Below are 18,600 nucleotides of genomic sequence, written 5' to 3'. Positions count from 1 at the left end.
CGGCAGCAATCTGTCTGCGCCCAGTAGACAGGTCCATCGACATAGTTCGGCAGGGCTCATTGAAATAAAAATTGATGGAACTCTGAAGAAAAGGCGGGGAAAAACCAAAATGAGGTCTTGATTTGCCTTCTTTCTTTAGCCGGGCGCTGTGGGTAACGAGTAACGCGTATGACTGATCAACAATTGGCTATTCAGGCGATTGGCGAGGCGCAACTCATACTGGAAGAATACCTGCAACCCCGGCCGCAGAATAATGAGCGTATCCTCGACAAGTTGGTAGAAGTTCTCGAACGTCCCGATGTGATGGCTGCTGTGAGCCGCTTGCAGCAACGTAGTTGCTTCGAGCCACGCAGATGAGCAAGCAGCCCCCATCAATGGCTCTGACGGCTTTCGTTGCTGCGCTGTTGTTGGGGATTCCAGGTGTGGAAGCGAAACAGGAATGCAGCGCCGCGGCACCGTCAAATCCGAATGGAAAATGGTGGTCGTACCGTCTCATCGACGGACGAAAATGCTGGTACGAGGGCAAGCCGGGGCTTTCGAAAGCCTTGCTGGAGTGGCCCAAGGGCGTGGCCGCGCAACCATCGCTCAAGGACGTTGTGACCATAGTCCCTGAAAAGCGTTTCAATCCACTAGACGCGCAAGCGTGGGCACCGAAAGAAGCGGTGCAGGCGTGGGCACCGGAGGAAGCCGTGCAAGCGCGGACGCCGAATTACGTCCCTGACACTTTTGATGAGTTATGGAGCGGAAGGATCTGGTTTTAGATTAGAAAATTGACGGTGCGCTTGGTTCTTGGCTTCGGCTCTTACGTGAGTCGCCCTTAGAGGAGGGTGCGGTGAAAGACGTACGAGATGCGGGCGACGCCGGGCGGTCTCATCCGCCTCATCATCCAACTTGCAATCATTGCGGCGGCATCGCGCGGCAAGTGGTGATCCTCGACAGTCGCCAGGGCAAGAACTTTCGCCTCCTCCGCTGCCTAAGCTGCGAGAAAACGGATTGGGCTGAAGAGCAGTAGCCGCCGCAATCGAGAGCACAGTCGTGGCCAGGGCATCGTCTAGTCGACAGTTACTTAGCCGCCTGCTCCCGCATAGGACAGCCACTGCTCCCGCATTAATCGCGCAACAGCACGGCCTCCCGAAGCGTCCGGCTCGAGGCTAAGAGGGAGGCGAGCCCCAGCGCCATCAGCAGCACGCCAAGCCAGGTTGCCGTCCAGCCCCGCGCGTCATCGGCCGCCTCGGCGACAGGAGAGGCGACCGGCGCGGCTGGAGGTGCGGAAACGGCAGCCGCATCGCTTGGCGCCGGTGCGGCTGCCAGAACCGTCTCCGCGTCGACCCGGCGCGGCGCGAGGTCGTCAGGCGTAAGCTGATCGGTCGCGCGGTTGGCGATGGTTGCCGGCGGCACGAAGGCGGCGGCCGCCGTAGCCGGGACGGAAGCGGCATCGACCACCTTGGGCTCGGGCGCGGGCGGCGCCGGCTGAGACGTTTCCGCGGGTAGGGAGCGCAGCAGCTCCGCACGCGCATCCATGACCGCCTTCTGCCTGGCACGCGCGGCCTCATTCTCCTCGACAGCGACACGAGGTTTCGCAGCGCGATTACGAACCTGCTTCACCGTCGCGGTGCCCTCGGCAGCCTGGAACCAGCACTTGCGGCGCCCCTCAGTGCGATAGACCCAGCGCTGACCTTCTGCCGTCGACGTACCGGGTCGTGGCAAGCACTCGCTTTCCTTTTCCGCTGGAGCAGGCGCTGTCTGGGGAGGAGTGACATTGAACAAGTCTGAAAGCGGATTCGAAGATGCAGGCGAAGCCGGGAGACTTGCGAGAAGGACGAAAGCGGCGATGTAAGATCGCAAATGACCGGACATGAGAACCCCAGTGTTGCGCCCTCCCCGCACCGACCTTTGGCCGCGACCTGGGTCATAATGAGACTCAAATCCGGCAAGGCGATGGATTCATTCTGGTCCGGAAACGAGAATGGGGCGCAAGTGCCGGACAGCCGCACGAACGGCGTCCAAGGTGACTTCCTGCTCGTCTCGAACCTCGATGGGTCGTCGAAACTCAGGAACTCATGTTGCTGACAGCATCGATGTGGCAGGGACTGCTCCCATGCACTGCTGCACCTCGTTCGGCACGTTATAGTCGCGCATGACAGGGCGGCTGTCGCGCAAGCCACACGCCTCTCGCTGCACCACGAACATCCAGAGCGCGTGGCCGGCCTCCGTCACCAGGATGCGCCGTGCCTGCTGGGTTGACGCCGGCGCGCCCGAGCGTGGATGGGTGGCATCGAACTCCCGCAGCCTGGCGAGGGCCGCTTCCAGCGCTCGCCCCATCCGTCCGAGCGCAACGGCCTGGTCCTGGGCGATCTCATAGTTGAGAACGTCGACGGGAGTGCGATCAAGGCGAAAATCGCGGGACATCGGGAACGTATAGCGCGACATGGATCGCATGCGCAACGATGCGCGTTACTGTTGCGATCGCTGCCTGGGTTTGATGCTGATCGAGCTTAGCAGCATTGCGGTCACGATCATCGCTGCGATGCCAGTGAGACTCAATGCCATCTGCATCGCAAGTCCGTCTGAAATGTTGAGCAGCGCCGCGTAGCTGGCGAACGTCAAGAGAACGCCGAGGCAATAGATTGGCAGCGAGTTCTGGCCACAGAGGATCGCGCCGCGCATCACCGGTGTCGTTAGCCCTCGCCACTTGCGGGGCACGAGCCATGACGCCAAAACCGCAAGGGCCAGAAAATGCAGCAGTCGCAATGGATCGAGATTCGATTTGTCCAATGGGTAAACCAGTTTTGCCAACGCCTCCGGGATCAGTGCCTCCAGCGGTCTGATGCGCCAGCTCAATGCGATGACCAGGGTGAAGAGCAGATACAGAACGGCAAGCATAAGCGTCGTGCGTGACGTCACCCACGACCGGGGCCTCTTGCCCTCGATCATCCACCACGCGCCAAGCACGAACAGCAATTGCCAGGCCAGCGGATTGAAAGCCCAGTGGCCGTTCGGCCATGCCGGGACGGTCCAGCCAAAGGCATGCACCAACACATAAAGCGCCAGCGAGGCGCCAAGCGTCGCGTTCGGCGCTCGCAGCAGCAACCACAGCAGCGGCGCGAACAAGAGGTGAAGAAGCACGAAGACTGCCAACACATCGGTATTGACCGGACGGTATTGCAGGACCGCCGCGCGCGCGAGCGTCGCGCCGGGATGGTCGAGCAAGATACGCGTGTTGCTCTCGTCAGCAAGACGGCCAGTGCCCGCGAGGTGAACCAGGATGACGCAAGCGAGCGTGAGCAGCAGAAATGCAACATAAATGTCCCAGCTTCGCCGCAGCGTTCGGCTGATCACTCCGGTCCAGCCCTCGCAGCGCCATGCCCTGCCGTAAGCCAGCGCACAGGTTACGCCCGAGAGGAACATGAAGACCTCCGCGGCATCGCTGAAGCCGTAGTTCCGCAGCGTCAGCCAAGCTCCGATGTTGTTGGGAACATGGTCGAGAAAGATGAACCACAGCGCGATGCCTCGGCAGGCATCTATTCGCAGGTCGCGGCCTTCGCTCTTCAGTTCCGGCAGCTCGCCGACCACGAACTTGGAGATGGTAATTCGGTCGTGCATCTCGATCACCCGAGCCGGCAAAATGGACCTGCCGCTCGAACTCCTGGTGTGAGCTCGTTCACCTTTAAGCGCTTATTTTTTCAGGCGAATCTGCGCGCGAACGTTGAGCGAACTCGGCGTTGCACGTGATCATTTGAGCCGCGCGATTGAGGCCGCCCGTCCACGCGATCTTCAGTAGCCCGGATGAGCGAAGCGACACCCGGGTCATGCCGAGTCCCGCATTTCGCGGAGCCTGTCATCACCGCGCGAGCGCAATTGCGCTCATCGCGTGGCGCGCATTCGCGCGACCCGTTGGCTCATGCGGGCTACTTGCTGATTCCTTGAAGCACGAAGTTTCGGACCGCGTGCTTACACCGAAGCCGATCCAATGAATCAGATTTCGCAGTCGACCGAATTCAAAGCCTTGCGCAAGCCACCAAACGCGCTTAGCCGACAGGGTTCGGTGTCGCTGGCGGCCTTTCGCCGCTCGGAAATGGAAGCTCGCTTTATATCGGCTGTCTTTGGCTTCGGCTTAGGACGGGCGGCGGTAGCGACCTTCTTTGAACGGGCGCCGGTGGTGGCCTTCTTTGATTTGGGATCGTGTCGATGGCGGATGGTCACCTTCGGGGGCTCCGAAGGACCGACACTGATGTCTTCCGCGCGTTCATCGACTGGCGCAGGCTGCGCTGGTGTCTCGATGCTCGCAATGGCAATTTCAAGTCGATCAGCCTTCGCCAAGGCAACATGTGAATCGGAAACGGCTACGGTTGTCTCGGCAAGCGGCTGGACGACCGCTTCTGCATTACGCGCTGGCGTTCCGAGTTCCATTGCCACTAGCGCTCCTACACCCAATGGGATGAGGAGGCCCACCAACACCATTCTGAGCATGATGCTCCTCCGGTTTAGTGTCGGTGAAAATTCTCCGATCTAATGCGGCAACTTGGCGGCGGCTCACGTAACAACCCGAGCCACGTACAGGCTCTTTGCCGACAGGGTTAACGCCGGGCAGAGGTTCGGTGCACTGTCATGTGGGCGAAAGGTTTTCGAAGCGCGCCGTGGAAGGCGGAGGTCGTGTGTCGTCTAACCCCCAGCTGTCATCGTCCGCGAAGGCGGACGATCCAGTATTCCAGAGGCAGCAGAGCTTGAGCCGATAGGCCGCGGCGTACTGGGTACCCCGCATGCGCGGGGTACGACAGCAGGGATGCGGCACGGGATTCTCCGATGTGCACTTGCACATCGTTAGTTCGATGCTGGCGCATCGCCCCGGAATGACGGCCCCCCAACGGCCCCCGTTAACCCTTTGCTAACCATACACCGGGCAAAAATTGCCGGGTGAAGTCGAGTGTCGTCGGCCGCGTAAAACGGGAGGAACCCCGTGGACGCCAGTGCGGTGCCTCACTTTCGGAACGGCGGCCCTTCGGCCGCCGCCAAGACGTCTGGCGCCCGATGGCGGCAGACGCGGGGGGAAGCGGCTACCATGGTCGATGTGACGGCGGGTCAGGGCGGCGCAGGCGCAAGCGGCAAATTTCCAAGCCTTGGTGAAATCGGCGATATCCTGAAGCGCGGCGATCTGGCGCTGGCGCTCGGCGTTCTCACCATCCTGGTGGTGCTGATCCTGCCGCTGCCGGCGATCGTGCTCGATCTGTTCCTGGCGATCTCGATCACGGTGTCGATCCTGATCCTGATGACGGCGCTGTTCATCCAGACGCCGCTGGAATTCTCGTCATTTCCGACCGTGCTCTTGATCTCCACCATGCTGCGGCTGTCGCTGAACATGGCCTCCACCCGCCTGATCCTGTCGCACGGCCATGAGGGCACGGCAGCCGCCGGCCACGTCATCGAAGCGTTCGGCAACTTCGTGATGGGCGGTAATTTCGTGATCGGAATTATCGTGTTCGCGATCCTCGTGATCGTGAACTTCGTCGTCATCACCAAGGGTTCGGGCCGCATCGCCGAAGTCGCCGCCCGCTTCCAGCTCGATTCGATGCCGGGCAAGCAGATGGCGATCGACGCCGATCTGTCCGCCGGCCTGATCGACGAGCAGACCGCCAAGGCTCGCCGCAAGGCGCTGGAAGACGAAAGCGGCTTCTTCGGCGCCATGGACGGCGCCTCGAAATTCGTCCGCGGCGACGCCATCGCGGGCCTGCTTGTGGTCTTCATCAACGTGATCGGCGGCATCATCATCGGCGTCGCCCAGCAGGGCATGAGCTTTGGCGATGCCGCCCGCACCTACACCATTCTGACGGTCGGCGACGGCCTGGTGACGCAGGTGCCGGCGCTGATCGTGTCCACCGCCGCGGGCCTTTTGGTTTCGAAGGCCGGCATCACCGGTGCGGCCGACAAGGCGTTGATGAAGCAGCTCTCGGGTTACCCGCAGGCGCTCGGCATGTCCGCCGGCGTGATGCTGGTGCTGGCGCTGTTGCCGGGCATCCCGATGCTGCCGTTCCTGGCGCTCGGCGGCGGCGCCGCTGCGCTCGCCTGGAAAGCGCGAAACCACAACCACGTCACCAAGGCTGCCGAAGCCGCCGCGGCCGCTGCGCCCGAGCTTGCGGCGGCTGCCGCCAACGCCGCGGCCGAGGAGCCGATCGCCACCGCGCTCAAGATCGACGACCTCAAGATCGAGCTCGGCTATGCGCTGCTGCCGCTGGTCAACGGCCCTGATGGTACCGACCGCCTCACCGAGCAGATCAAGGCGCTGCGCCGCTCGCTCGCGATCGAAATGGGCTTTGTGATGCCCGCCGTGCGCATCCTCGACAACGTCCAGCTCGAGGCGAACACCTACGTCATCAAGATCAAGGAAGTGGACGCCGGAACCGGCAAGATCTGGCCGAACCAGTTCATGGTCATGGATCCCGCCGGCAACCAGGTCGGCGTGCCCGGAATCCACACCGTCGAGCCGACGTTTGGCCTTCCCGCAACCTGGGTCGATGCCGCGCTGAAGGAAGAGGCCTCGTTGAAGGGCTACACGGTGGTCGATGCCGCCACCGTGCTGTCGACGCACCTCACCGAGCTGCTCAAGAACAACATGAGCGACTTGCTGTCCTATGGCGAGGTGCAGAAGCTCCTCAAGGATCTGCCGAAGGAACAGGGCGAGCTGGTCAAGGACATCGTGCCGAGCCAGGTCACGGTCTCGGGCATCCAGCGCGTGCTGCAACTCCTGCTGGCCGAGCGGATCTCGATCCGCGACCTCTCGACCATCCTCGAAGGCATCGCCGACGCGCTCGCCTTCTCGCGCAACCCCGCCACCATGGTCGAGCACGTCCGCGCCCGCCTCGCGCGCCAGATCTGCGCGCAGAATACCACATACAACGGCTATCTGCCGCTGATCGCGCTGTCGGCGCGGTGGGAGCAGGCGTTTGCGGAATCGATCGTTGGCCAGGGCGAAGAGCGCAGCCTCGCCATGCAGCCCTCAAAGCTGTCGGAGTTCATGACCAGCGTTCGCAACGCCTTCGAACAGGCGGCGCGCGAGGGCGAGGCACCGGTGCTGGTCACCTCCGCTGCAATCCGCCCGTTCGTGCGCTCGCTGGTCGAGCGGTTCCGCTCGCAAACCACCGTGTTGTCGCAAGCGGAAATTCACCCGCGCGCGCGGCTGAAGACGGTCGGCAGCGTCTAGGTCGATCGCGAGCGCGGCGCAAATCACCAGCGAAAATGGCGAAGCCTTTTCGCCACAGGCAAACGGTTTGTCGAAAATGGCCGATCCGGCGCCATTCGGCCTTGAGAAGCGGTGATCTCCGCATAAGCTGTTACAGAGACTGAATATTTATTCATTTCCGGCGATCGATGCGGGCGTTCCGATCGCGGCCGTTCAAGTCTTTTCACCGCCTTGTGATCGCTCCTTTGGAAACAGATCCCGGAGTCCTACGTTTTCTGACGCGAGATGTTGAACCAGCCTGCGGACGCATCCAACAAATCCGTCAGGCCGGAGGCGGCAGGAGACTTCCATGAACCATTCGATCTACAGCGCAGATCGCACGACTCATCTCAAGATCGTGGTCGTGGCCCTCGTGGCAGGTGTCGTGGTCGCCGGGTTCAGCATCTCCGCGCGCAACACCTCGGATGAAGGTCTCACCCAGACCGCGAGCACGCGCGTGATGAAGGCCGGCAAGCCGGTGGCGATCACCAGTTCCGGTAACTCAATCGTACGTTAACGGAGGAATCCGCAACACAGGAATTCACGGAATTCACGCGGCTCTTTACAGCCCCCCAAAGTCGCCACGTGGATATATAAGACCCCAACTACCCCCAAGTTGACTGCGAAAACGCCCGCTCCCCACGGGCGTTTTCTTTTTTGGCGGCGTACTGTCGCGCTCGCCACCACCACCGCTCCCTGCCGCCTACCCACAGACGTCATCCTGAGGAGCCTGCGAAGCAGGCGTCTCGAAGGATGGCCGCGGAATGAGTGGCTGCAGCGGGGCCTTCATGGTTCGAGACGCGCAACAAGCGCGCTCCTCACCATGAGGGGGAGCAGGCGCTAGCGAGCAGCCGGCACCGTCTCGATCAGCTTGCCGGTAAAGATCGGCGCCGAGGTCGGCTGGCCGCTCGGCGAGCCGCCGGCCTGCTCAACGGTCACCGCATAGAGCCCGGTGTTGATCGTACTGGCGTCGTAGTCGGCGAGCACCGGGCGCGCGGTGAAATCGCTGCCGCCGATCACGCCGAGCGAGCGCGGTTGCGGCAGGCGGTCGGAAATCAGCCAGAGCTCAAAGCTCTTGCCGGGCTCGGCATCCGCCCCAACCTTGCGGACAGTGAAATTTTTGGTTGCGGCGTCGACCGTCAAAATGAACGCGGGCGAGTCGCCGTCACGCTGCAGCAGCGCGACATATTGCGCCGAGGGTGTCGGCTGTGGCGCCGGCGTCTTCACCTCGACGGTCTGGATGCGCGGCTTCGGCCGCAGCGCCTCCGGTAACAGTTCCGGCCGATAGACCTGCACCGCCAGCATCGCGATAAGCGATGCGGCAATTGCGGTGACGAAGGAAGTCACGTTGCGCCAGCGCTTCGCGCGGCCCGTCAACTGGATGACGTTCGAACCGTCTGCAACCGCATTGTCTGCCACTCCCGGCTCCGAGACGGCTGGCGGCGCCTCGGCCACCACCGGCTCAGCCGGAGGCGCAGTCTGCGGCGCCTCAGGCAGCGTCAGCGGCGCCTGCGCTTCCGTGGAATGTCCGATCGCGGCCTTGATGTTTTCCCACACGATCGGACGCGGCTCGACCGAACCGACCATCTGGTTGAGCACGCCGAGCCGGTATTCCCAGGCGTGAACGAGCGCGCCGTATTCGGCATCGACGGCCATCATGGTCTCGACCTGCGCGCGCTCGTCGGCATCGAGGGTACCGAGCGCATATTCCGCGGCGAGCGCGATATGGTCTTCGCTATAGGCCATCGTTCAAGACCCGGACCCTAGTCCGAGACACTCCCTTATCTCCATCATGCTGCGGCGCAGCCATGTCTTCACCGTATTCACCGGTGTCTCGAACTTGGCGGCGAGCTGTTCGCGGCTCCAGCCGTTGTAATAGGCGAGCAGCACGAGCTTCTGCCGATCCGGCTCCAGGCGGCCGACGCATTCCAGCAACCGCTTCAACTCTTCCGTCATCTCGCGCCGCGCCAGCGGATCGGGCGACTCGGCCGCCACTTCCATCGCGGTCGGCTCCTCCTCGATCGAGCTTTCGCTCTTCTTGCGCACCACGTCGATCGCCCGGTTGCGCGCGATCGACGCCATCCACGTGATCGGCGAAGCGAGCGCCGGGTTGAACTGTCCCGCGCTGTTCCAGATCTTGACGTAAGCCTCCTGAATGACCTCCTCCGCGAGGTCCTGACGCCGCAAGATACGGAGCACGACGCCGAAGAGTTTCGCGCGCGTGGCGGCGTAAAGGCGCTCAAAAGCGGCCTCATCCCCCTTCGCGACCGCGGCAATCAGCCAGACCAGCTCCGCTGGCGTCAGCATTCAGCGTCCCCCACAATCCCGCTCCTCCAATGCGTCCTACGCCGGAGCCGACGAGAAGTTTCGTAGCATACCTTGCGTCAGAGGGGCCACCAAGTCGCCGATTCCGGAAGATTGGCCAAGATTGGCCAAGAAAAAACCCGGGCCGTGAGGCCCGGGTTTTCGGTCGTTCGACCGATGGTGTGAGAAGCGTCAGGCGACGCCAAGCCGGGCGCGCATCAGGCCGATACTGTCCATGTCGGCCTGCTCGCGGGCGCTTTCCTCGGCGCGCTCGCGCGCCTGGTCGCGCTCGTCGAGCAGTTCGACCTTTTTCAGTTCCTCGAAGGCTTCGCTGAGCAGGCTCTTGGCATCCTCGAGTTGGATGCGCAGTTCGTCGGCGGAGCGGGTCAGGTTTTCCCGGCGCTGAATCGCGGCTTTAGCATAGGTCGGATAGGCAAAGTGGGAGGGGTCGTTGATTCCGGCCCGCTCCTGCTCGGTCTGGATTTCGCGCTCGAGATCAACCGACATGCGCTGGAAGTCGGCGATCATGCCTTCGATCTGGGTAACCCTTCGGCGCTTCTCGTCGACCTGAAATTTCTTCAGGCGGATCAGCGTTTCGCGTGACTTCATCGACTCATACTCCCCAGAAGTCCCAATCTGAACGCGGGACGGAGCCGGCTCCCTCGGGTGGCCCCACCGGCGTCATTAATCATGTGCCGGGGATGATGGCCTGACAAAGTTAGCGTTCCGTTTCCAAATTGGCGAGGATCTGCGCCAATTGGCGGTAGCCGTCATCAAGGCTCGAGTTTTCGTCCTTGGCCTGACGCAGAAAGGCTTCCAGCGGCTCGTGCAACCGGATTGCCTCGTCGACCTCCGGGCTCGAGCCTGCCCGATAGGCGCCAAGCCGGATCAGTTCCTCCATATCGGCGTAGGTCGCCATCACCTGGCGGCCCCGCATGATTATGGGAAGATAGTCGGGATTGGCCGATCTCGGCATGGTGCGCGAGACCGATTTGAGGATATTGATCGCGGGAAACCGTCCGCGCTCTGCAATCGAGCGTTGCATGACGATGTGACCATCCAGAATGCCACGCACCGCATCCGCGATTGGTTCGTTGTGGTCGTCACCATCGACCAAGACCGTGAAAATGGCAGTGATGGTGCCGACGCCGGTGCCCGGCCCTGCCCGTTCCAGGAGTTTTGGCAGCTCCGTGAACACCGTCGGCGTATAGCCTTTCGCGGTCGGCGGCTCGCCGGCCGACAGCCCTATCTCGCGCTGCGCCATCGCAAAGCGCGTGACCGAATCCATCAGGCACAGTACGTCCTTGTCCTCGTCGCGGAAATATTCTGATATCGCCAGCGTCAGGTAGGCGGCCTGCCGCCGCATCAAGGCGGGCTCATCGGATGTTGCCACCACCACGACCGAGCGCGCCAGGCCTTCGTCGCCAAGATCCTCCTGCAGAAATTCCTGCACCTCGCGGCCGCGTTCGCCGATCAGGCCGATGACGGTGATATCGGCATCGACATTGCGCGCCAGCATCGACAGCAGCACCGATTTGCCGACGCCGGAACCTGCGAAGATACCGAGCCGCTGGCCGCGGCAGCAGGTCAGGAACGTGTTGAGCGCCCGCACGCCGAGATCGAGCGGCGCCCCGACGCGCTTGCGCGAATGCGCAGGCGGCGGTGCATTGCGATAGGGCATGGGCGACGGGCCCTGCACCAGTGGCCCCTTGCCGTCGATCGGCTCCCCCATGGCGTTGATGACGCGGCCGAGCCAGGCCGGCGACGGCCGCACCTGGCTTGCCGCCGTCGCAATGACCGCGCGGCAACCGCGCCGGACGCCGTCGAGTCCGCCGAACGGCATCACGACAGCATTGCTGCCGGAAAAGCCGATCACTTCGGCCGGGATGAAGCGGCTTCCACCGGTCTCGATGACGATGCGGGCGCCGACCGACATCGCATGGATAGGCCCCGCGATCTCGACCATCAGGCCGCGCACGCCCACGACGCGGCCATATATATTGACGCCGTCGATATCGCCGATTTGCTCCGCAAGCGCCTTCATTGCGAAAACCTTAAGTTTCCGCACTTTAAGAAACCGCGCTTAACCTCGTGTTTACCCGCATCATTAATCATTGCGTCACTGTCTTTGGTGACTGAGAGCGCTTGCCCGTCAGAAGAAGGGCGAAACGCGGGAGTCGGTTAGGCCCGCCTCTTAATCTGGAACCTGAGTGGACACTATGGAGAAAAGCTGCTTCCGAGCAACATCTTAGGGCGATTCGCTGAAAATTGCACTTAAAGAGCTTGCGAACCGGAATCAGATTTTGTTAACCATGTGTCTGTCAGGATCCGAATCAGTTGTTAAAGGCGTTTTGAGTGCCGCAAGTGCGGCCGACCTGACGCCCGGAGCGGCGGACTAAAGGGGACTGGCATGCGCGTTTTGCTGATAGAAGATGACAGCGCCGTCGCGCAGTCGATCGAATTGATGCTGAAATCCGAGAGCTTCAACGTCTACACGACGGATCTCGGAGAAGAAGGCGTCGATCTAGGTAAGCTTTACGACTACGATATTATCCTTCTCGACCTCAACCTGCCCGACATGTCCGGCTACGACGTGCTCAAGCAGCTCCGGGTATCGAAAATCAAGACTCCCATTCTGATCCTCTCCGGCCTCGCCGGCATCGAGGACAAGGTCAAAGGTCTCGGCGTCGGCGCCGACGACTATATGACCAAGCCCTTCCACAAGGACGAACTGGTTGCCCGCATCCATGCGATCGTCCGCCGTTCCAAGGGTCACGCCCAGTCGGTCATCCAGACCGGGGATCTCGTGGTCAATCTCGACACCAAGACGGTCGAGGTCGGCGGCCAGCGCGTGCACCTGACCGGCAAGGAATACCAGATGCTGGAGCTGCTCTCGCTCCGCAAGGGCACCACGCTGACCAAGGAAATGTTCCTCAACCATCTCTATGGCGGCATGGACGAGCCCGAGCTGAAGATCATCGACGTCTTCATCTGCAAGCTGCGCAAGAAGCTCGCGAACGCCTCCGAAGGCCGCAACTTCATCGAAACCGTGTGGGGCCGCGGCTACGTGCTGCGCGAGCCGCACGAGGCGGACGAGCGCATCCCCGCCTGAGTAAGGGTTTACAGCGAGCCCAACGGCTCACTCCTCCCGGCTGGACCCCGCCCGAAATGGCGGGGTTTTTGTTTGGGCCACTGCCACGCGACAAATTCGCTTCCCCGGATTGAAACCCACTTCGCGGTGTCTCGTACTTGACGGAGTTGTCCGCAAACGAGGGGGAAGTCATGAAAAACGTCAGTCTGGCTGCCGCTGTCGCGCTCGGGTCGGCATCGGGTGCGCTCATCGGCTATTCGGCGCTTGCCGGCGGCGACAAGGTCGCCTTCCCGGAGAATTTCGACAAGGGCACGCTCTACGCCACGGTCGATCGTTACGACAACAAGCAGTACCGCGAGCTCTATGCGACGCCGGCGGCGGTCGATGCGGTACGCAAGGGGCAGCCGATCCCGAGCGGCACGGTGCTGACGCTGGTGCAGTACAAGGCGCAGCTCGATGCGGCCGGCCAGCCGCTCAAGGATGCCAAGGGCCGTTTCCAGAAGGGCGACCTCGTCGCCTACACGGTGATGGAAAAGCGCGACGGCTGGGGCACCGAGTACAAGGATGACATTCGCAACGGCGAATGGGAGTATCAGGCGTTTGGCCCGGACAAGAAGGTCAACGACAAGGCCAATTTGACGGCCTGCTTCGCCTGCCACAAGCCGCATGCCGGGCAGGATTTTGTTATCTCGCTAGCGGGCCTGAAGGGTACGCCCGAAGGCGCCATGGCAAAGCCCGCGCCGGGCCCCGGCGTGGTCTCAATCTCCGACTTCAAGTTCGGGCCGGAGACCGTCGTCGTCAGCAAGGGCCAGACCATCACCTGGCACAACGCCGATTCCTCGCCGCACCAGGTGACGATCACCGGCCCCAAGGCGCAGCGCTCGTCGATCGCGCTGAAAGGCCAGACCACCGAGCTGACCCTCTCCGATGCAGGAATCTACGACTACATTTGCGGGCTACACCCGGCAATGAAGGGCAAGATCGAGGTCAGGGAATAGCCCGGCGGCGCCAAGGCCACCATGGAAGATTTGCGAACCCCGCCTGAAATGGCGGGGCTTTTGTTTGGGCAGTCTCTATTGGAATTGAACCGTCTGCTTCTATGCGCCGACTGAGAGATCGTGCGAACCTTCCGGAACGCACGAGTTGGGGCGAAAATTCAATGATCCTGCAATCCCTCGCCGGGCTGCCGGCGTTCCTGGTTTACTTCTGCACGGCAATCGTTGCCGTGGTCGCGTACCTCTTCGTCTACACCCGCGTCACGGCGCACAACGAGTTCGATCTGATCCGCGCCAATGAGCCGGCTGCCGCGATTGCGCTGGGCTTGAGCCTGCTCGGCTTCGTGCTGCCGCTGGTCAGCGCTATCACCCATTCGGCCAATGTCTGGGATTGCCTGATCTGGGCCGCGATCGCGCTGATCGTGCAGATCATCGTCTATTACCTCGTCAGGGTTCCGGTGCCGAACCTGTCGAAGCGGATCGCATCGGGCGAACTCGCCGCCGCGATCTGGCTCGGGCTGTCCTCGCTGGCCGCCGGCGCGATCAACGCCGCTTGCATGACCTACTGACCATGGCGAACAATTCAGAGCCTGAATTCGGCAAGCGCAAACCGGTCTCGATGCCGGCGGCGCCGCGTCCCGTTCCGCCGCCGGCCAAGCGTTCGGGCCATGTCGCACTCCTGCTTATGGGCACGTTTGCGGTCGGCGCCACCGCCTACACGCTGATGCCGAGCCGCACTTGCGAGCAACCAAACCCGCACCTGGCATCGCCGACACAAAACACGGCCGAGTGCTCCTCCCGCAGCTCTTCCTCGGGCCATGGCGGCTCCGGTGGCGGATCGTCGTCACGCAGCAGCTATTATAGCAGCGACTCCTCCTCGAGCTCCTCGAGCCATTCGTCCTATTCCGGCTCGCACTCCGTGCAGCGCGGCGGCTTCGGCTCGTTCGGGCACGCCATCGGCTTCTCTGGCGGCTGAATTTCATGCAGCGTATCCCCTGCCCCGAACGCGACGACTGGCGTGCCACCGCCGAAGGCCTTGGGTTCACTTTTCACACCATTGATGGCGAACGCTATTGGGACGAACGGACCTACTACGCGTTCACGCTGCAGGAAATCGAACGGCGGATCGAGGCCCCCACCGCCGAGATCGATGCGATGTGCCTCGAGCTGGTCGGCCGCGTGATCAACGACGAAAAGTATTTGCGCCGTTTGAAAATATCCGAAGCGTTCTGGCCGCTGATTTCCGAAAGCTGGCGCCGCCGCGACGCCAGCCTCTACGGCCGGCTGGACCTGAGCTACGACGGCTGGAGCCCGGCGAAACTGCTGGAGTACAACGCCGATACGCCGACCTCGATTTTCGAAGCGGCGGTTTTTCAGTGGGCCTGGCTCGAACAGGCGATGGAGCGCAACATCATCCCGAAACGCGCCGACCAGTTCAATTCAATCCACGAGCGCCTGATCGACGCCTGGAAGAAATATGGCGGCGCCAAGCATCTTCATCTCACAGGAATGACCGACAATGCCGAGGATGCCGGTACGCTGGCCTATCTGCAGGACACTGCGAGCCAAGCCGGATTGAAGACGATCTTGATGGACATCAAGGAAGTCGGGTTGGATCACGATGGCCGCTTCGTCGATCTCGACGACCGCGCCATCGAGCTCGCCTTCAAGCTCTATCCCTGGGAATGGATGTTCCGCGACACGTTCGGCGAAAAACTCGCGACAGCGCCGACCCGCTGGATCGAACCGCCATGGAAGGCGATCCTCTCCAACAAGGGCATCCTTCCCCTGCTGTGGGAGATGTTTCCGAAGCATCCCAATTTGCTGCCGGCCTATTTCGAGGACGATCCGAAGGCGGCCATGCTCGGCTCCTCGTTCGTGCGCAAGCCGCTCTATTCGCGCGAAGGCGCCAACGTCGCACTCGTCAGTGCTGGCGCCACGGTGACGGAACAGCAAGGGCCCTACGGCGCGGAAGGATTCATCCGGCAGGCTTTCGCGCCGCTGCCGAGCTTCACCGACCAATACCCGGTGCTCGGAAGCTGGCTGGTCGATCACACGCCATGCGGCCTGTCGATCCGCGAGGACGAGAACCCGATCACCGGCAACACGTCGCGCTTCCTGCCGCACGCGATCTTGTAGCGCGGCAGCATGCCGAGACGCAGGCTGAAGAACAGGGTCAGCGCGCCGCGGCAACCGCCCGCAGGGTTTGCGGCACCAGGGTCGACGCCCCCACCCGTATCACCGGTGCGATGTTCGGACGATAAAGTCCGCGTCGCTCCGGATAGGGCTTGAAGCTGTTGGTGATGCCGACCACCGATTCGGCAGCGCCCAGCGCCAGCACGCCATCCGGCTCCAGCATCCGGGAAAGCCGCTCGAAGATGTTAGCCTTGGTATTCTGATCGAAATAGATCAGCACGTTGCGGCAGAAGATGACATCGAACACGCCGAGATGGGAGAAGTCCTGCAGCAGGTTGAGCTGACGATGCTGCACCATGCTGCGGATCTCGGCGTTGATCTGCCAGAGTTCGCCGTTCTGGGTGAAATATTTCACCAGCAACTGGATCGGCAGTCCGCGCTGCACCTCGAACTGGCTGAAGATGCCGGCCTTCGATTTTTCCAGCACCGCCTGCGACAGGTCGGTCGCGACGATCTCGGTGCGCCAGCCGGACAGCAGGGGTCCCGCCTCCTTCAGGCACATCGCGATCGAATATGGTTCCTGCCCGGTGGAGGAAGCTGCGCACCAGATGCGTAAAGCGCGGCGGGCCGCACGCGCCTGCACCAGCGCCGGAATGACCGCTTCCCGCAAATGATCGAACGGAATCTTGTCGCGGAAGAAAAACGTCTCGTTGGTGGTCATCGCCTCGACCACCTCGGCGGTCAGCGCGTTGGCCCCGCCCTTCATCTTCTCGACGAGTTGGGAAATGCCCGGCAGGCTGGACTTGCGGGCCAACGGCAGCAGCCGGCTTTCGACCAGATATTGCTTGTCGGCCGAAAGATCGAGCCCGGAGCGCTCTTTCAGAAGCTTACGCAGATACTCATAGTCTGAAGGCGTCACGAACGATCTCCCGAAAACAACCGTACCAGTTTTGGTGCGATCTGATTGAGCGGCAGAACCGCCGCGCAAATACCTGCATTGGCGGCCGCGCCCGGCATGCCCCACACCACGCTGGTCGCTTCGTCCTGGGCAATCACGCTGCCGCCGGCGGCGACGATCTCCTTGCCGCCGCGCATCCCGTCGGAGCCCATGCCGGTCAGAATCACCGACATGATGCTGCCCTGCCAGACGTCGATGGCGGAGTTGAACAGCGGGTCCACCGCGGGCTTGCAGAAATTCACCGGCGGCCCGTCGTCGAGCGAGATAGCGGTGTCGGCACCATGGCGCACGACGCGCATGTGGCGGCCGCCCGGCGCAAGATAGATCCGGCCGGGCTTGACGATCTCGCCGTCAACGGCCTCATGCGCCGGTCGGCGGCTCGCACGTGCCAGATGCTCGGCGAGAATCGTGGTGAAGGTTGGCGGCATGTGCTGCGTGATCAGCACCGGAAAACGATCGATCACCGGACCGATATCGGCGACCAGCGCCATCAGCGCCTGCGGGCCGCCGGTCGACGAGCCGATCAGAAGCACACGCGGCGCCAGCATGCTGAAGGGCCGGCGCGCCAGTGGCAGTTGCGCAACCGGTGCGGCGACCGGATGAACGGATACCTCGCGCACCCGCTCGGCTGGTGCCGGAGCCGGGCTCGCGCCAGGCGACGCACGGCGGCGGGCCCTGGCGCCCAGATGGCGAATCTTCTGGATCAGATCGTGGTGGAATGTCTCGGCAGCGGTGGCCTCGCGCGTGCTCTCCGGCTTTGGAATGTAGTCGGCGGCGCCGAGCGAGAGCGCCTTGAAGCTGATCTCCGCATTGCGGCGGGTCAGCGTCGACGCCATGATGATGACGAGGTCGCGCTTTTTCGCAAGCAACTGGGGCAGCGCCGAAATGCCATCGAGCTCCGGCATTTCGATATCGAGCACAGCGACATCGGGTTTGATGCGATCGATCTGGTTGACGGCGTCGAGGCCAGTGCGCAGGGAGGCGGAGACCTCCATGTCCGGCTCGGCGCCGATCCAGCGCGAGATCATCCCGCGGATCACGACGGAGTCGTCGACCACCATCACGCGCAGCTTGTCTTGCCTTGTCGAGATTGGCGGCGGAGACTTCGTTAACGCAACACTCATTACTTCACCCGACCCAACTCAAGCGGCACACTTGCAAAACCAACGCCGATGGCCGTTGAGCCGCCGGGATCACATAGAGATCAGATCAGGCCGACTTCCTGGAACTTCGCGGTGACGATGTCCTTGTCGAACGGCTTCATGATGTATTCGTTGGCGCCGGCATGCAGCGCACGCGCGATGTGCGCGACGTCATTTTCGGTGGTGCAGAAGACCACCTTGGGCGCGTCGCCACCGGGCATGCGGCGCAGGTTGCCGAGGAATTCGTAGCCATCCATGACCGGCATGTTCCAGTCGAGTAGAACCGCCTCGGGCATCGCGCGCTTGCAAACCTCAAGCGCCTTCTCGCCGTCCTCGGCTTCGACGATCTGAAAGTCGAGACCTTCGAGGATACGTCGTGCGACCTTTCGGATGACGCTCGAGTCGTCAACGACCAGACATGTTTTCATTTTAGGGCTCCACTTACATCAATTCCCAAGAGGGATGTTTCCGTACCGGGTTGGATTTTCATGCCGCCATCAGGTCGGGTGTGATTTCGAGGACGCGATCGACGTCGAGGACGACCATGAGCTGGCCGTCGAGGCGGTGCACGCCGCCGGCGAGCTTGGCCATGCGGGGATCGAGGTTGACCGGGTTTTCCTCGCAGCTCGCGTCGGGCAGCCGCAGCACCTCGCCGATCTGGTCGATCAAGAGGCCGTAGGACTCGCCTCTGAGGTCGACGCCGACCGCCATCGGCGGCTTGCCGTCGTCGTTCTTCGGCAGGCCGAGCCGGGCGCGCATGT

General features: G+C 62.4%; 21 protein-coding genes. 9 read left to right on the top strand and 12 right to left on the bottom strand.

What is annotated here, in order from left to right; all coding sequences use genetic code 11:
• Nucleotides 1-168 precede the first annotated feature (168 nt).
• Entirely contained in the window at nt 169-357 is a 189-nt protein-coding gene (locus LMTR3_RS36560; protein WP_084029673.1) for a hypothetical protein, read from the top strand.
• Nucleotides 354-761 carry a hypothetical protein gene (locus LMTR3_RS16820; RefSeq protein ID WP_141686659.1) on the top strand — a complete coding sequence of 136 codons (408 nt, stop codon included), beginning with the start codon at nt 354-356 and terminating at the stop codon, nt 759-761. Before LMTR3_RS36560 ends, LMTR3_RS16820 begins: the two co-directional genes overlap by 4 nt.
• A gap of 346 nt (nt 762-1,107) precedes the next feature.
• On the opposite strand, the gene LMTR3_RS16815 is transcribed toward LMTR3_RS16820, so the two are convergent.
• The 4 genes from LMTR3_RS16815 to LMTR3_RS16800 form a co-directional block, all read right to left on the bottom strand.
• Nucleotides 1,108-1,707, bottom strand: a complete 600-nt coding sequence (locus tag LMTR3_RS16815) for a hypothetical protein (protein WP_245319918.1) — start codon at nt 1,705-1,707, stop codon at nt 1,108-1,110.
• 351 nt (nt 1,708-2,058) lie between these two features.
• Nucleotides 2,059-2,409 carry a DUF6665 family protein gene (locus LMTR3_RS16810; protein WP_065746208.1) on the bottom strand — a complete coding sequence of 117 codons (351 nt, stop codon included), beginning with the start codon at nt 2,407-2,409 and terminating at the stop codon, nt 2,059-2,061.
• Between the two features lie 45 nt (nt 2,410-2,454).
• On the bottom strand, nt 2,455-3,603 hold the full coding sequence (locus LMTR3_RS16805; protein ID WP_065746207.1) for an OpgC domain-containing protein: 1,149 nt from the start codon (nt 3,601-3,603) through the stop codon (nt 2,455-2,457).
• A 372-nt stretch (nt 3,604-3,975) separates the two neighbouring features.
• A complete protein-coding gene (locus LMTR3_RS16800; protein ID WP_245319917.1) occupies nt 3,976-4,410 on the bottom strand; it encodes a hypothetical protein in 435 nt (144 codons plus the stop codon).
• Nucleotides 4,411-5,059: 649 nt separating this feature from the next.
• On the opposite strand from LMTR3_RS16800, the gene flhA reads away from it, so the two are divergent.
• The gene (gene flhA, locus LMTR3_RS16795; RefSeq protein WP_065746186.1) at nt 5,060-7,195 is read left to right on the top strand and encodes a flagellar biosynthesis protein FlhA; all 2,136 of its coding nucleotides are present in this window, start codon (nt 5,060-5,062) and stop codon (nt 7,193-7,195) included.
• Between the two features lie 328 nt (nt 7,196-7,523).
• Complete coding sequence (locus LMTR3_RS16790; RefSeq protein WP_065746185.1) at nt 7,524-7,730, top strand: hypothetical protein; 207 nt, start codon at nt 7,524-7,526, stop codon at nt 7,728-7,730.
• A gap of 323 nt (nt 7,731-8,053) precedes the next feature.
• On the opposite strand, the gene LMTR3_RS16785 is transcribed toward LMTR3_RS16790, so the two are convergent.
• The 4 genes from LMTR3_RS16785 to fliI all read right to left on the bottom strand — a co-directional run bounded on the left by LMTR3_RS16785 (nt 8,054) and on the right by fliI (nt 11,561).
• Nucleotides 8,054-8,959, bottom strand: a complete 906-nt coding sequence (locus tag LMTR3_RS16785) for an anti-sigma factor (protein ID WP_065746184.1) — start codon at nt 8,957-8,959, stop codon at nt 8,054-8,056.
• A gap of 3 nt (nt 8,960-8,962) precedes the next feature.
• Complete coding sequence (locus tag LMTR3_RS16780) at nt 8,963-9,520, bottom strand: sigma-70 family RNA polymerase sigma factor (RefSeq protein ID WP_028347245.1); 558 nt, start codon at nt 9,518-9,520, stop codon at nt 8,963-8,965.
• A 189-nt stretch (nt 9,521-9,709) separates the two neighbouring features.
• Nucleotides 9,710-10,126, bottom strand: coding sequence for a flagellar export protein FliJ (gene fliJ / locus LMTR3_RS16775; RefSeq protein WP_057842912.1), 417 nt, complete (start codon nt 10,124-10,126; stop codon nt 9,710-9,712).
• A 109-nt stretch (nt 10,127-10,235) separates the two neighbouring features.
• Entirely contained in the window at nt 10,236-11,561 is a 1,326-nt protein-coding gene (fliI, locus tag LMTR3_RS16770) for a flagellar protein export ATPase FliI (protein ID WP_065746183.1), read from the bottom strand.
• Between the two features lie 366 nt (nt 11,562-11,927).
• On the opposite strand from fliI, the gene ctrA reads away from it, so the two are divergent.
• The 5 genes from ctrA (at nt 11,928) to LMTR3_RS16745 (ending at nt 15,742) form a co-directional block, all read left to right on the top strand.
• Complete coding sequence (gene ctrA, locus LMTR3_RS16765) at nt 11,928-12,629, top strand: response regulator transcription factor CtrA (protein ID WP_016848562.1); 702 nt, start codon at nt 11,928-11,930, stop codon at nt 12,627-12,629.
• A 170-nt stretch (nt 12,630-12,799) separates the two neighbouring features.
• Nucleotides 12,800-13,606 carry a cytochrome P460 family protein gene (locus LMTR3_RS16760; protein WP_065746182.1) on the top strand — a complete coding sequence of 269 codons (807 nt, stop codon included), beginning with the start codon at nt 12,800-12,802 and terminating at the stop codon, nt 13,604-13,606.
• Nucleotides 13,607-13,767: 161 nt separating this feature from the next.
• Nucleotides 13,768-14,172 (top strand): DUF350 domain-containing protein, encoded by a 405-nt coding sequence (locus tag LMTR3_RS16755; RefSeq protein WP_028347248.1) that lies wholly within the window; start codon nt 13,768-13,770, stop codon nt 14,170-14,172.
• 2 nt (nt 14,173-14,174) lie between these two features.
• Complete coding sequence (locus LMTR3_RS16750) at nt 14,175-14,579, top strand: hypothetical protein (RefSeq protein WP_065746181.1); 405 nt, start codon at nt 14,175-14,177, stop codon at nt 14,577-14,579.
• Nucleotides 14,580-14,584: 5 nt separating this feature from the next.
• Nucleotides 14,585-15,742: a glutathionylspermidine synthase family protein gene (locus tag LMTR3_RS16745; RefSeq protein WP_065746180.1), complete on the top strand. Its 1,158-nt coding sequence runs from the start codon at nt 14,585-14,587 to the stop codon at nt 15,740-15,742.
• Between the two features lie 37 nt (nt 15,743-15,779).
• Here LMTR3_RS16745 and LMTR3_RS16740 read toward each other — a convergent pair whose 3' ends face one another.
• From LMTR3_RS16740 to LMTR3_RS16725, 4 genes are all read right to left on the bottom strand, one after another.
• Nucleotides 15,780-16,658: a CheR family methyltransferase gene (locus tag LMTR3_RS16740; protein WP_065746179.1), complete on the bottom strand. Its 879-nt coding sequence runs from the start codon at nt 16,656-16,658 to the stop codon at nt 15,780-15,782.
• Nucleotides 16,655-17,821, bottom strand: coding sequence for a protein-glutamate methylesterase/protein-glutamine glutaminase (locus LMTR3_RS16735; protein ID WP_065746178.1), 1,167 nt, complete (start codon nt 17,819-17,821; stop codon nt 16,655-16,657). Before LMTR3_RS16735 ends, LMTR3_RS16740 begins: the two co-directional genes overlap by 4 nt.
• A gap of 80 nt (nt 17,822-17,901) precedes the next feature.
• Nucleotides 17,902-18,267 (bottom strand): response regulator, encoded by a 366-nt coding sequence (locus tag LMTR3_RS16730; RefSeq protein WP_028347253.1) that lies wholly within the window; start codon nt 18,265-18,267, stop codon nt 17,902-17,904.
• Nucleotides 18,268-18,325: 58 nt separating this feature from the next.
• On the bottom strand, nt 18,326-18,600 hold a 275-nt coding region (locus LMTR3_RS16725; protein ID WP_176721927.1), incomplete at its 5' end, for a chemotaxis protein CheW.

It is taken from the genome of Bradyrhizobium sp. LMTR 3, assembly GCF_001693485.1.
Classification (GTDB): domain Bacteria; phylum Pseudomonadota; class Alphaproteobacteria; order Rhizobiales; family Xanthobacteraceae; genus Bradyrhizobium.
This window is presented reverse-complemented; position numbering and strand designations above follow the sequence as displayed.